This window comes from Bacillota bacterium, assembly GCA_013178045.1.
Taxonomy (GTDB): Bacteria; Bacillota; Ch66; order Ch66; family Ch66; genus Ch66.
Map to the genome: position 1 here is coordinate 33,450 of JABLXP010000013.1, position 13,320 is coordinate 46,769.

16 protein-coding genes are annotated in these 13,320 nt (G+C 55.9%); 14 read left to right on the top strand and 2 right to left on the bottom strand.

Annotation, left to right across the window (positions count from 1 at the left end):
- Window positions 1-322: 322 nt before the first annotated feature.
- From HPY81_07605 to HPY81_07620, 4 genes are read left to right on the top strand one after another with little or no spacing between them, the layout of a single operon-like run.
- Complete coding sequence (locus tag HPY81_07605; GenBank protein ID NPV27290.1) at window positions 323-1,036, top strand: sugar transferase; 714 nt, start codon at window positions 323-325, stop codon at window positions 1,034-1,036.
- Entirely contained in the window at window positions 1,023-2,177 is a 1,155-nt protein-coding gene (locus tag HPY81_07610) for a DegT/DnrJ/EryC1/StrS family aminotransferase (protein ID NPV27291.1), read from the top strand. The genes HPY81_07605 and HPY81_07610 overlap by 14 nt, the downstream gene beginning before the upstream one ends.
- 40 nt (window positions 2,178-2,217) lie before the next feature.
- On the top strand, window positions 2,218-2,961 hold the full coding sequence (locus HPY81_07615) for an N-acetyltransferase (GenBank protein ID NPV27292.1): 744 nt from the start codon (window positions 2,218-2,220) through the stop codon (window positions 2,959-2,961).
- 55 nt (window positions 2,962-3,016) lie between these two features.
- Window positions 3,017-3,583 (top strand): VanZ family protein, encoded by a 567-nt coding sequence (locus HPY81_07620; GenBank protein ID NPV27293.1) that lies wholly within the window; start codon window positions 3,017-3,019, stop codon window positions 3,581-3,583.
- Between the two features lie 15 nt (window positions 3,584-3,598).
- On the opposite strand, the gene HPY81_07625 is transcribed toward HPY81_07620, so the two are convergent.
- Window positions 3,599-3,826: a hypothetical protein gene (locus HPY81_07625; protein NPV27294.1), complete on the bottom strand. Its 228-nt coding sequence runs from the start codon at window positions 3,824-3,826 to the stop codon at window positions 3,599-3,601.
- Between the two features lie 412 nt (window positions 3,827-4,238).
- Here HPY81_07625 and HPY81_07630 point away from each other — a divergent pair, with 412 nt between their 5' ends.
- The 6 genes from HPY81_07630 (at window position 4,239) to HPY81_07655 (ending at window position 9,694) form a co-directional block, all read left to right on the top strand.
- A complete protein-coding gene (locus HPY81_07630; protein NPV27295.1) occupies window positions 4,239-4,493 on the top strand; it encodes a hypothetical protein in 255 nt (84 codons plus the stop codon).
- Between the two features lie 98 nt (window positions 4,494-4,591).
- Window positions 4,592-5,203 (top strand): hypothetical protein, encoded by a 612-nt coding sequence (locus tag HPY81_07635; protein ID NPV27296.1) that lies wholly within the window; start codon window positions 4,592-4,594, stop codon window positions 5,201-5,203.
- A 111-nt stretch (window positions 5,204-5,314) separates the two neighbouring features.
- Entirely contained in the window at window positions 5,315-6,442 is a 1,128-nt protein-coding gene (gene wecB / locus HPY81_07640; GenBank protein NPV27297.1) for a UDP-N-acetylglucosamine 2-epimerase (non-hydrolyzing), read from the top strand.
- Between the two features lie 55 nt (window positions 6,443-6,497).
- Window positions 6,498-6,899, top strand: a complete 402-nt coding sequence (locus HPY81_07645; protein ID NPV27298.1) for a hypothetical protein — start codon at window positions 6,498-6,500, stop codon at window positions 6,897-6,899.
- A 547-nt stretch (window positions 6,900-7,446) separates the two neighbouring features.
- Window positions 7,447-8,148, top strand: a complete 702-nt coding sequence (locus HPY81_07650; protein ID NPV27299.1) for a DUF421 domain-containing protein — start codon at window positions 7,447-7,449, stop codon at window positions 8,146-8,148.
- A gap of 121 nt (window positions 8,149-8,269) precedes the next feature.
- Complete coding sequence (locus HPY81_07655; protein NPV27300.1) at window positions 8,270-9,694, top strand: phosphoglucomutase/phosphomannomutase family protein; 1,425 nt, start codon at window positions 8,270-8,272, stop codon at window positions 9,692-9,694.
- Between the two features lie 237 nt (window positions 9,695-9,931).
- On the opposite strand, the gene HPY81_07660 is transcribed toward HPY81_07655, so the two are convergent.
- Entirely contained in the window at window positions 9,932-10,207 is a 276-nt protein-coding gene (locus HPY81_07660) for a type II toxin-antitoxin system prevent-host-death family antitoxin (protein ID NPV27301.1), read from the bottom strand.
- Window positions 10,208-10,422: 215 nt separating this feature from the next.
- Here HPY81_07660 and HPY81_07665 point away from each other — a divergent pair, with 215 nt between their 5' ends.
- The 4 genes from HPY81_07665 to HPY81_07680 all read left to right on the top strand — a co-directional run.
- Window positions 10,423-11,577, top strand: coding sequence for a sensor histidine kinase (locus HPY81_07665; protein NPV27302.1), 1,155 nt, complete (start codon window positions 10,423-10,425; stop codon window positions 11,575-11,577).
- A 35-nt stretch (window positions 11,578-11,612) separates the two neighbouring features.
- A complete protein-coding gene (locus HPY81_07670) occupies window positions 11,613-12,263 on the top strand; it encodes a response regulator transcription factor (GenBank protein NPV27303.1) in 651 nt (216 codons plus the stop codon).
- An 83-nt stretch (window positions 12,264-12,346) separates the two neighbouring features.
- Window positions 12,347-12,886, top strand: coding sequence for a glycosyltransferase (locus HPY81_07675; GenBank protein NPV27304.1), 540 nt, complete (start codon window positions 12,347-12,349; stop codon window positions 12,884-12,886).
- A gap of 33 nt (window positions 12,887-12,919) precedes the next feature.
- On the top strand, window positions 12,920-13,320 hold a 401-nt coding region (locus HPY81_07680), incomplete at its 3' end, for a hypothetical protein (protein NPV27305.1).

Genomic DNA, 13,320 nt, shown 5'->3' on the forward strand with positions numbered 1-13,320 from the left:
ATTTAAAACATTATACCTCGTATGCCTTGATCAGTTCTTTGTTGGAGTATTATGTTCAAGAGCGGGGTTCTGTCGTGAGCAATGGTAGTCGTTCTATTGCTCACGACACAAATGTGCAAGAGTTTCTCGAAAAATTCGGATTTAAGAAATTGTATTGTTATTTAGAATTGATCTATAACCCATTACTCGGCAAGGCTGTTGAACTTTGTTATCCTTTACGCGGATTAATATATAAATTGCCTGATAATGGTTTTATACATAAAGTTCGGGCTATATTATTTCAAGAGGAATTGAGGAGAAAATGCGAGGTCTTTATGTGAACATGAGAGAAACTGATAATATACATTACCTGTCTTTTTTCGACAGATTCCTCAAACGAACTTTTGATATCTTCTTTTCTGCTATTGGCTTAATTTTAACGGGGTGGATTATTATTATCGCCTTTATTCTTGCTTCTATCGATACAGGCAGGAGTGGATTTTTTACCCAGGAGCGGGTAGGGCGAAACGGGAAAATATTTAAAGTAATCAAAATCAGAACGATGCGGGAAATACCTGCAATTAAAACTGTCGTGACGACACGTAAAGATCCGCGGATTACGCCATTAGGGAGATTTTTTCGACGGACGAAAATAGATGAATTGCCGCAGTTAATCAATGTCTTATTGGGCCAGATGAGTTTTGTGGGACCGCGGCCAGATGTGCCGGGCTTTGCCGACGCGTTAAAGGAAGAGGACCGCAAGATAATATTATCGGTGCGGCCGGGAATAACTGGCCCGGCCACGTTGAAGTATCGGGATGAGGAGGAAATCCTGGCCCAGGTCGAACAGCCGGAAAAATATAATCGCGAAGTTATCTTCCCTGATAAGGTGAGAATAAACAAGGCGTATATCCAGAACTATCGCTTTGTTGACGATCTTAAGTATATTTTCCTGACTGTTTTTGGCGTTGCAGAACCTGGTAGATTGGGCGACGTGGTTGAGCCAGCGAAGAATTTGAATCAAGGTGTGGGAGGAACCAAAAATGTCGGATTCTAACGAGCGGATTTATCTATCGCCCCCGCATATGAGCGGCTATGAACTGGAATACATTAAAGAAGCGTTTGCATCCAACTGGATCGCGCCGCTGGGGCCGCACGTGACGGCCTTTGAGCAGGAAGTGGCGGAATACGTGGGGGCAGCGGGAGCATTAGCGGTCAGTTCCGGGACAGCGGCCATCCACCTGGGGCTGCGGCTATTGGGGGTAGGTGCGGGGGACACAGTGTTTTGTTCCTCCTTTACTTTTATCGGCAGTGTGAATCCGGTGCTCTACCAGGGCGCAGAACCGGTTTTTATCGACTCCAACCGTGAGACCTGGAATATGTCGCCGCTGGCCTTGGAGAAAGCATTTTGGTGGGCTGATAAAACAGGTAAATTACCAAAGGCGGTTATTGTGGTTAATCTTTATGGTCAGAGCGCAGATATGGAGCCCATCTTGGAAATTTGCAATCGCTACGGAGTGCCGGTGCTGGAGGATGCGGCCGAGTCACTGGGGGCGACTTATAAAGGCCGGGCCAGCGGTACCTGGGGTAAGTTTGGGGTCTATTCTTTTAATGGAAATAAGATTATCACTACTTCCGGTGGTGGCATGCTGGTGTCTGATGATGTCGAAGCCCTGGAAAAGGCGCTGTACTGGGCAACCCAGGCGCGGGAGCCGGCCCCGTGGTACCAGCATACGGAAATGGGCTATAATTACCGGATGAGCAATGTTGTGGCGGCGATCGGGAGAGGACAACTGCGGATCCTGGATCAGCGGATTGAGGCTCGCCGGGCGGTTTTTAACCGTTATTATGAGGCCTTATCTGACATTGATGGCATTGGGTTTATGCCGGAAGCTGGATACGGTCGCGCCAATCGCTGGTTGACAGTGGTAACGTTTGATCCGGCGCGATGCGGGGTGACGGCTATGGATGTCTATACGGCCCTGGCCCGGGAGAATATCGAGTCCCGGCCGGTCTGGAAGCCGATGCATTTGCAGCCGCTGTTTAAAAATCATGCCTACTTCCCGCATGGGGAGCAGGAAAGTGTGTGTGACAAGATTTTTGCGACGGGTCTTTGTTTACCATCGGGTTCAAATTTAACCGAAGATGACCAGTGGCGCGTAATTGCATGTATCAAGAAGTTGATGGGCAAAAGGTAGAAAAACTGATTAATCAATAAAATTTCGGGAGGGAGACCATTTGTATAACTTTATCCATCCGGCGGCTATTCTGGGTGAGAATTGTCAGATTGGGTATTATACCGTGATCAACGCCGGGGTTGTAATCGGGGACCGGGCGGTCATCGGCAATGGCGTGACCGTTTATCCTGGGACGGTTATTGGGCATGGCTGTATCATTTCGGATAATGCTGTTCTGGGCAAACCTTTGACGCTGGCGAAAATCAGTACGGTTAAGATAGTTGGTGAGCTGCCGCCGCTGCGGATTGGCGCTGAATGTAAGATCGGTGCCGGTGCTGTAATCTATGCTGGCACGGTGATCGGCAATCATTGTCTGGTGGGGGATCTGGCCTCGGTCCGAGAACAGTGCCGGCTGGGCGAATACGTGGTCGTGGGTCGGGGGGTGGCGGTGGAGAACCAGGTGACGATTGGCGATTATACGAAGATCCAGACGGGGGCCTACATCACGGCGCACACGACGATCGCGGACCATGTTTTCATCGGGCCAATGGCCAAAACGTACAATGATAATTATATGGGCCGCACGGAGAAGCGGTTTCAGTACCTGAAAGGACCGACGATCCACCGGGGGGCCCGGGTCGGCGGCGGAGCGCTCCTGCTGCCGGGCGTGGTAATAAACGAGGAGGCCTTTGTCGCGGCGGGGGCCCTGGTGACCAGAGATGTCCCAGCGCGACGGCTGGTGAAGGGTGTGCCGGCCCGGGTGGTACGGGAGGTCCCAGCCGAGGAATTACTGGATTATAAGTAAAGGAAAATAAATTAAGGAATAGCCAGGAGAAGAGTTTTTATGGGAGTATTTCGGGATGCTCAATGACCGAAAACAAATTCACCGATGGTTGGCGGTGCTCGTCTGCTTAGTCATTATCGCTATTTTCTCCAATACCCCGGGGACGCAGCAGGACCTGAAGCCGTTCCTCCGCCGGCACCCGACCCTGATCAAGGCGGTGCAGCGTTTGCCGCACCTGCATTTTACCTATGCCGGGCGGGTGCTGGATAACCGGGTTGATCTAGTTCTTTTTCTGTATATTGTACTGCGCAAAGTGGCCCATGTGCTGGTTTACGGGGGGCTGGGGCTGTCCTTGGCCGGGGCTTTGGCCGGGATGGGCCGGCGTCGCTGGGTGTGGGCGGGTCTGCTGGTGGCGGGGGTGGCTGTCCTGGATGAGTGGCACCAGATGAGCGTGGCGGGGCGTGACGGGCTGGTGCAGGACGTGGTTCTGGATGTGGCGGGCTACGGTGGACTGGTCATGCTGTATTTGACATACCGGGCAGTGGGGCAGGTTGTCCAGCGGAAGAAGAACAATGCAGCCGGCCCCGGGGATGCTTCACAGGAAACGGGTGCTGAAGGGCCGGCTGAAGCGGCTAAATCATAAGGCTTTTGGGTCGACTCACTCCGACCTGGTCACCGCCAGGCACTTCAGGGCGAACTCGTACTGCCGGCGCAGTTCGTCGGCCAGCTGTTCCAGCTGCTGCTCGTCCAGGTCTTTCAGGTTGGTTGTGCCGGCGACTTCAAGGATGATCTGTTTGATTTGCCAGGGGTAGTAGCCGAGCGCAGACAGACTGGCGCACAGGATCTGCACGGTTCTGACCGGTGGTTTGATTTCATTGACCAGCATATTTGTAAAAGCCTCCCGGGTAAGGTTTTTTATCTCCAGCATAGCAGGCCCGGGGTAAGAAAAAGGAAGTATTGTGGGGCGACAGCGGGCCAAAATCTTCTTTATCCCTACAATAATCGAAAAGCGGATGAGGCGGTGTCGGAAGGTCTGGCTCTTGAGAATTATGGCCGGGAACATTATATGGAAAATGTGGGTCGCAATTGTTCGCTAAATAGGCGGCGAAATCCGGGTTCCGGGAGTGGTTATTGTCGGAAAAAACTTAATGTCTGACAATATTTTATCTAGAAGGAAAAATTCGTTCTTAGTGGTTATGATTAGGACGAATCCGTCCCGGTGGTAAAATTTATGTGGTATAATTAATCAAAAGCAGCGGTCATAAAACATTTTGGTTGGTAGAAGAAGGGAGCCCATTATGGCGGAAGACCGTCTTGAACATGTGGAAAGAATGCTGACGGAATTGATTCGCATCGTGGGCAATACCAATGCGGCGGTGGAGGAACTCCGCGAGGGACAGGCGCGGATCGAAGACCGATTGGACCGGATTGAGACTCGGCTGGCGCGGGTAGAAACAGAGCTCAAGGAAATCAAAGAGGAGCAAAAGTCGATTATCGCGATCGTTGGTGAACATGAGGTGGCAATCAGGACCTTGCGGCGGATACCAGTATAAACGGTTCAGAATTGTAAAACAAGTTGGACAAAAGGGTCTGGGCGAGAGATGTCGAAGTACGATCACAAACAAACCTGATCATGAATGGAGTGAGACCGATGAAGATCCTGATCTCGGGCCAGGAATTTGCCCGGGTGCGCAGTTTGCTGGCCGAGCAAGCGGGAACGATGCCGACCGATGAGGAAGTCTGCCGGTCCCTGCTGTTTCAGGAGGGGACATACGAACTGACCCAGGAGGAAATGCAGGAAATGCTGGTGTGTTTTCGGCTGTCGGCCCTGATGGAAGACGGTGAGGAGAACATTTTGATGCTGGGGATAGAGAACCGGGTGAAGCTTTATCCCACCGGGCGGCTGGCTGATCTGGCGGATCCGGCGGAAAACTGGCTGAAGCGGCTGGCCGATACCCTGCACATCACGCCGGAAGTGGTGGTGGACGGGAAAACCGTACTGGCTCCGCCGCGGGTTGAGGAACCCGGTGTTGAGGTGACGAATGAACCTGTGGAAACCGCGGCGGAAGACCGTCTCGCGCGTATGGAAAGGCTGGTTGTGGAACTGCGCCAGGAACTGCGCGCCTGGCGCGACCAGATGGAAGCCTGCTTGGATCGCCTGGAAAAGGAGTTCAAGGAAATCAGGGAGCACCAGCGGTCGATGTCCGGTATCCTGGGCGAGCACGAGGTGTTGCTCCGCAGCCTGCGCCGACGGGCGATCTGAGTAGGGAAAACTTTGTTGGTCAAAGAAAGCCGGATGGTATATAATTAAGGACGGAAATCACTGGCGGATAGACCAGTTATCTTCCGTCCATTAATTTTCTTGAGGTGGAGCATGGACAAGCTGAAAGTGATGACGATATTCGGCACGCGGCCGGAGGCCATCAAGATGGCGCCGGTGGTGAAGGAGCTGCAGAAGTTTCCCGACCAGATTATCACCAGAGTCACGGTGACCGCCCAGCACCGGGAGATGCTAGACCAGGTGCTGGACCTTTTTCAGATCAGGCCTGACCACGACCTGAACATCATGCAGGCGCGGCAGTCGCTCTTCGAGGTGACGACGCGGGCGCTTCAGGGTCTGCGGGAGGTGCTGGAGGCGGAGCGGCCCGACCTGGTGCTGGTGCACGGGGACACGACGACGACGTTTGTCGGCAGCCTGGCGGCTTTTTACCTCCAGATCCCGGTGGGACATGTGGAGGCGGGCTTGCGGACCCGCAACAAATACTCGCCCTTTCCCGAGGAGATGAACCGCAAGCTGACGGGCGCGCTGGCTGACCTGCACTTTGCCCCGACGGCGACTTCCCGTCAGAACCTGCTGGACGAAGCGGTGCCGGCCGAGCGGATCTGGGTGACGGGGAACACGGTGATCGACGCCCTGCTGGCTACGGTCAAGCCCGACTACCGGTTTACGGGGGAACTGGCGGCGATTGACCTGTCGCGGCGGACGCTGGTGGTGACCACCCACCGGCGGGAGAACCTGGGCGAGCCCCTGCGGCAGGTGTATCTGGCTTTTCGGGACCTGCTCGAGTATTTCCCGGATATCCAGATCGTTTTTCCCGTGCACCGGAACCCGCAGGTGCGGGAGGTGGTCAACGCGGTGCTGGGGCACCTGGACCGGGTGCACCTGATCGAACCCCTTGATTATGAACCTTTTGCCAACCTGATGAACCGGGCGACGCTGGTCCTGACCGATTCGGGCGGGCTGCAGGAGGAGGCGCCGTCCCTGGGCAAGCCGGTGCTGGTTCTGCGCGACACCACGGAGCGGCCGGAGGCGGTGGCGGCCGGCACGGTGAAGCTGGTGGGGACCGACCGGGAGACGGTCTTTCGGGAGACCCGGCGGCTGCTGGAGGACCGGCAGGAGTACGAGCGGATGGCCCGGGCGGTCAATCCTTACGGGGACGGGCACGCGGCCGAGCGGATCGTGCGGGCGATTCTGGAGTATTTCGGGCGAACAATTGTTTGACGCAGAGTGGTTAGTGTGGTATAATATGGATAAACGGTGTTAGGGGGGAGCCCGCGTGGAAAAAGTATTGGGGCAGATCCTGGATGAGCTGAAGTTGATGCGGCATGATCTGGACAGCTTGAAGGCGGATGTGGCGACTTTAAAGAACGATGTGGCGACTTTAAAGACCGATGTGACAACTTTAAAGACCGATGTGGCGACTTTAAAGACCGATGTGACGGGCCTGCAGGCGGGGCAGCAGGAGCACGCGCAAATCCTGCGCGCCCTGGAGCACCGCGCGCAGGAAAACGGGGCCCGGCTCACCCGCCTGGAGGAGAAGGTGGACTCGCTGCAGGGCGAGCAGGCGGCATTCCGTAAAGAGGTGAAGGAGCAACTGGCTGAGTTCAAGGAAGACCTGCTGTACGTGAGTAAAAAGGTCATTCAGCACGAGGCCAAACTGATGGCCTTAGGGCGGTAGCTGTTCAGGACATTAACCAGGATTTCGGACCGGTCAGCGAAGGGGGATTTCTTCAGGCGGTCGGCTAACCAGCGGCCAGAGCCAACTGCGAGGCGGGAAACTTTAGGCTAGTCTCAACATTCAGCCGGTGATCTGCCAGTAAATTTATCGGTCATGGTAAACAGACAGGTAGCGACCTTCGGTTAAGTCAAAAAATCAGCTTGGTAACTTGACGTTGGCTAAGTTTAAGTGTGTTCACTTCGGGGTATACTCATACCAGAACCATTATTTTCAAGGGGGTTTTGGGATGAGCCGGCCAGTGGTGATCAGGCGGCGGGGCCGCGGTAATATTTTCGATTTGTTTGTGAAGGCAAGCCAGAAAATCCTGCTGGAGAAAAAGGCCCGGCGCCTTTTTGGTGGGGAGTTGGATTAGACGAAGCGTTGTCAGACCCGGGTGTAGGGAGGGTCTGATTTTTTTTGCTGCGGCGCATAGAAAACGGGTGCTGTTGCCATAATAAAACAGTGAATTTTGCCTTGCAGGGAGGGGATCACAGTGGACTGGTTGTTGATGACCACATTTCAGACGGGGCTGGCCTTTATCAGTATCCTGGTGTACGCGCGGATCCTGGGCAAGGAACAGGTCGGGCAGCTGACGGTCTATGATTACATCACCGGCATCACGTTTGGCGATCTGGCGGCGATGATTGCGATCGGGGGCACCGAGAAGATCTGGCAGCACCTGTGGGCCCTGACCGTATTTGTCGCGCTGGCTTTTTCGGCGGCGTTTATCACAGAGAAAAGCCGCCCTTTGCGGAAACTGATCGAGGGGGAACCGACGGTGGTGATCCACAACGGCAAGATTCTGGAAGACAACATGCGGCGCATGCGGTACAGCGTGGATAACCTCATGACTCAGCTGCGTGACAAGAACATTTTCAACATTGCCGACGTGGAGTACGCCATCCTGGAGACCAACGGGTCCCTCAGCGTGCTGCCCAAGTCCCAGCACCGGCCCGTCACCCCGCAGGACCTGCAGCTGCCGACACAGTACGAGGGGGTACCCACTGAACTGGTGGTGGATGGTCAGGTCATTTACCCGAACTTGCAGCAGTTGAACCTGGACGAGCAGTGGCTGATCGCGGAACTCCAGAAGCAGGGATTTAACAGTGTCCGGGATGTTGTTTATGCCAGTCTGGACGCCAGCGGTAAACTCTACATCGACCAGCGCCGTGACAACCTGCAGTTTCCCGTGGACGTAGACGACAAATAAATGGGGACAGGCTACTTTTTTTATAGCTTTTTAGAGGGGACGAGCTGCTTTACGGCCGGGGCGAGGCGTGTTACAATTATTGGGAAAGTGGGCATAATACGAGCTTCGGAGGTTACCGCATATGTCTGGAATCAAGTTTGGAACTGATGGTTGGCGGGCGATCATTGCCCGGGAATTCACTTTTGCCAACGTGGCGCTGGTGGCCCAGGCTATCGCGCAGTACCTGCATGAACACCGGTTGGCCGCCAAAGGGATTGTGGTGGGGTATGACAACCGGTTCCTGTCCGATAAGTTTGCGGAAACGGTGGCCGAGGTGATGGCCGGCAACCAGATCCCCGTCTGGCTGACCGTTAAGGCTACCCCGACCCCGGTAACCGCCTACACCATCAAATGGAAGGACGCGGCCGGGGCGGTGATGCTCACGGCCAGCCATAACCCGCCAGAGTACAACGGGATCAAGTTCATCCCCGACTATGCCGGGCCGGCGCTCCCCCACATCACCGACGAGATTGAGCATTTTCTGCAGCAGCTGACGGGGGATGGCCAGGTCAAGCAATTACCCCTGGAGAAGGCGAAAGAGGCCGGTCTCATCCAGGATGTGGAGCCGTTCCAGGTCTACCTTGACCATCTGGCGTCCTTGATCCATGTGGCGGACATCCGTCGTCATCCCCTGAAGGTGGTGATCGACCCGCTGTACGGCGCGGGGATCGGCTACCTGGAGCATTTCCTGCGCGAGGCGGGCTGCCAGGTCGAGGTGATGCACAACTACCGGGACTGCCTGTTTGGCGGGAGCGTCCCTGAGCCAACGGGGAAAATCCTGGGCGAGCTGCGGGAAAGGGTCCGGCGGCAGGGGGCTGACCTGGGAATCGCCCTGGACGGAGATGCTGACCGCTTCGGGATCATCGACCGCAATGGCGACTACATCAGCCCGAATCAGGTGATCTACCTGGCCCTTTACCACCTGCTGGAGACGCGCGGCAAACTGGGACCAGCGGTGGCCCGGACGGTGGCGACGACCCACATGGTCGACCGCATTGCGGCCCGGTACGGACTGACGGTGGAAGAGACCCCGGTGGGCTTCAAATACATCGGCCAGTCCCTGCTGGAGCGGGGTAGCCTGCTGGGCGGGGAGGAGAGCGGGGGGATCAGCATCCACGGGCACGTCCCGGAGAAAGACGGGATCCTGGCCGCCTCCCTGGTGGTGGAAATGGTGGCCCGGTGGGGCAAGAGTTTGACCGCCCTGATGGAGGAGTTATCCCGTGAGTACGGGCGGCTGGTCAGCGAGCGGCTGGACATTCACTGCCGCCCGGCGGACAAGGCCCGCGTGTTGCAGTCCCTGCGCGAGTTTGCCCTCGCTGAGGTGGCGGGGCTGAAGGTCCAGCAGAAGGTGACCGTTGATGGGACGAAGGTGCTCCTGGAGGGAGACAACTGGTTTTTGGTCCGGCCTTCCGGCACGGAACCCCTGTTCAGGATCTACGTGGAGGCCATCAACGAGGAGAAGCTGCGGCAGATCCAGCAGGAAGTACGGGAGTATTTGCAGCTGTAACGTGAACGCTTGAATGATTGCCCTTGGCAGGCAGGAGCAAAACAGGGCCCGGGCGGCCCTGTTTTTTGCGCTTGCTTTATCACTTTATCTAACCCGGGGTTAAGAGACCCGGGGGACCAGGTGGTGCTGGTGGCTATAACATCTGCAAGTGTCGTCTTACCGGCCTGGCGGTTGGTCAGGGACCATCTCAAAAGCATAACTGGCAAACGCTTCCCAGAGACGTATCAAGATAAGCGATCATCGCCGGTCCTCCGTCACCATCTCTGAGACCAGGATGGCTGTTTTATTTGTTGCTGGAAAATCGATCCCCTTTGGTTTGCCACCATTCCAGGAAGCCAGTCCGCTTTCGACCAGACGGATAATCTCCTCGGGAACGTTATTCCTTGTTTCCACGACCGGGACCAGCCTGGCCACTGGTCGATTGCGGTCTTTAATTAGCACTGACTTGCCCTCCTGAACCTGTTTTAGAAAGTAGCTTAGTCGGTTTTTGATTTCGCGAATGCCAGCCTCCATGCATGGCTAACCCCTTTTTTGCGTATGTGTCCATATTATAAAGAAGCCACAAAGCAATCCAACTTTGGTCCTGGGCCAAATTGCTTATTTTTACTCTAACCCTTCAAGTTTGCCGGAATATTATTCGATATAATTGGATACTGGAGGAAATCGCGCGCTTGGTGTCGAATAACCCCTCAACCACGATGTCAAGCCCGGGAGGTCGGGGGAGGAGCATGACTGACCTGGAAGTATTCGACGCCAAATTGCTGGAAAATATCATCACCAAACTGATCGAAACCATTGAAAACAGCCAGGAGCAGATTTTTGACATTGCGGAAAACGCGCGGAGCGAATACGCCCGGGTTCAACTTGAGCTGCTGGAAGTCAAGGAGCAGACGCAAAACATCATCAAGGAAGTCGATGCTGTTACCCTGGCGGACCGACAGGCGCGGTACCGGTTGATGGAGGTCAGCCGGGATTTTCACAAGTACAGTGAGGAGGACGTGCGCCAGGCTTACGAACAGGCGAAGGATATCCAGATCCGCTTGTTTGTGCTGCGGGAGAAGGAAGCCAACCTGCGGGCCCGCCGGGATGACCTGGAGCGCCGGGTGAAGCGGATCGCGGAAATCGTCGAACGGGCGGAAATGCTGATCTCCCAGGTCGGCATGATGCTGAAGTTTATCAGCGGTAACCTGCAGAAGGTGAGCGCCACGCTGGACAAGGCCCAGCGCCTGCAGCAGTTGGGCTGGTGGGTGGTCCAGGCCCAGGAAGAGGAGCGCAAGCGGGTTGCCCGGGAGATTCACGATGGTCCAGCCCAGTCGCTGGCCAATATTGTTCTCCGCCTGGAATACTGCGAGAAGCTGTGGGAGGTCGACCTGTCGCGGGTGCGTCAGGAACTGGCTGAACTCAAGGAGGTTGCCCGGTCAAACCTGCAGGACATCCGCAAGATTATTTTTGCTCTGCGGCCGATGGCCCTTGATGACCTGGGGCTGGTGCCGGCTCTCAAGCGATTCACGGCCGATTTTGCGGAGAAGTACGGGCTGCCGGTGCACCTGACGATCCTCGGCCAGGAACGGCGGCTCAAGCCGTACCTGGAGGTGGCAGTCTTCCGGGTGATTCAAGAGGCGCTGAATAACGTGTATAAGCACGCACAGGCCTCCCAGGCTACGGTCAAGCTGGAAATGGCCCCGTTGATGTTGACCGCGATTACGCGGGACAATGGGGTTGGTTTTAACGTTGAGGAGGTGCTGGCCACTCCACATGACCGCTATGGTTTGACCAGCATGCGGGAAAGAGTTGAGATGTTGGATGGCAAGCTGATGATCAGATCATCACCTGGCAAAGGCACGGAAGTGGTGGTGCAGATTCCGCTGAAAGACCAGGAGTAAGGTGAGTTCGCGATGAGCAGCGGGAGGGGTCGAGAGTGAAACCGATTCGGGTATTGATTGTTGATGACCATGCCCTGGTCAGACAGGGCTTGCGCAAGGTACTGGAACTGGAACCGGGGATCAGGGTGGTCGGTGAGGTGGGCGATGGTGAGGCGGCGATCGCGCAGGCGCGGCGGTTGCAGCCGGATATTGTGCTGATGGATTTGAATATGCCAGGGACCAACGGGGTGGAGGCGACCCGGGTCATTAAGAAGGAATTACCGCGCACGAAAGTGATCGCGTTGACGGTTGACGAAGATGACCAGATCTTCGAAGCCATCCGGGCCGGCGTGGCCGCCTACATTTTGAAGGATGTTGAGGCTGATGAGTTGATCAAGGCCATCGTCAATGTGCATGAGGGGAAGTCAGTGGTTCACCCGAAGGTGACGGCGAAATTGATGGGGGAATTCAACCGGCTGTCGGCGGTGGCGGCCGATGAAACCGCGGTGAACCGCCTGACGGAGCGAGAGCGGGAGGTCCTGGTCTGCCTGGCGCGGGGCGCTTCTAATTTGGATATCGCCCGGATGCTGTTTATCAGTGAGAAAACGGTCAAGAACCACATTACCAGTATTTTGCGGAAGTTAAATGTGAAGGATCGCACCCAGGCGGCGATCTACGCCATCAAATATAAGCTGGTGGATCTGTAGCTCACGGATAGCACCAAATTAGGCCCACTGTGCATAAACTGTATTAACTCCCACGGCATAAAGTTGGCGAAAGGAGTGGTACGGTGCACAATGGGGATTTGTTCTGGCTGGCCATCGCTGGGATGCTGATCTCCCTGCTGCTTGGCCTTTATGCGTTTTGGCGGCCGCGCGGTTGCCAGTGCTGTCATTTGACGTGGTCGACGACTACGCTGGTGATGGCGGTGCGGAATCAGGAAGAGATTATCGAGGGAGTGATGCGGGCGATCGCCAATTTTTATCACCAGGAGACGCCTGCTTTCGATCTGATCGTTGTTGACCGGGGCTCAACTGACCGGACCCTGGATATATTACGGCGGATCCACCGCCACTGGGAGGGTTTCACTTTGCTGACCGAGGAACAGGTGAATCCGACAGAGATTCCGCTGGGCCTGGCGCGCCGCTATGGACGGGGGCGGCGCCTCTGCTACCTGGAGCTGGACCGACCGCGCCCGGTGGAGATGGTGGTCCGGGCGGTGGAGGGTGTGCTGGGCGGTGAGGCGGAAGTGGATGAGGAGCTGGTCAAAGTTTTTTACCTGATGCGAACAAATGTTCTTGACCGGACTGAGCAGGATGTGGTAAAATAAGGGAAAGAGATGTGAAGGGGAAGGGAAGTCATAATGTTGGAGGAGCGCCTGGATAGTATTGAGCGGGTATTAGCTGAACTTGTCCGAGTCGTAGGTAGATCGAACGCGGCGATTGAGGAGAACCGGAAAGAGACGCAGGAGCTGAGGGCGGCAGTTGCCGGGGTGCAGCAGGAGACCGAAGGGCTCAAGGTGGCAGTTGCCGGGATGCAGCAGGAGACCGAAGGGCTCAAGGTGGCAGTTGCCGAAATGCGGCAGGAGACCGAAGGGCTCAAGGCGGCGGTTGCCGGGGTGCAGCAGGAGACCGAAGGGCTCAAGGTGGCAGTTGCCGAGATGCGGCAGGAGACCGAAGGGCTCAAGGTGGCAGTTGCCGAGATGCGGCAGGAGACCGAAGGGCTCAAGGTGGCGGTTGCCGGGGTGCAGCAGGAGACGCAGGA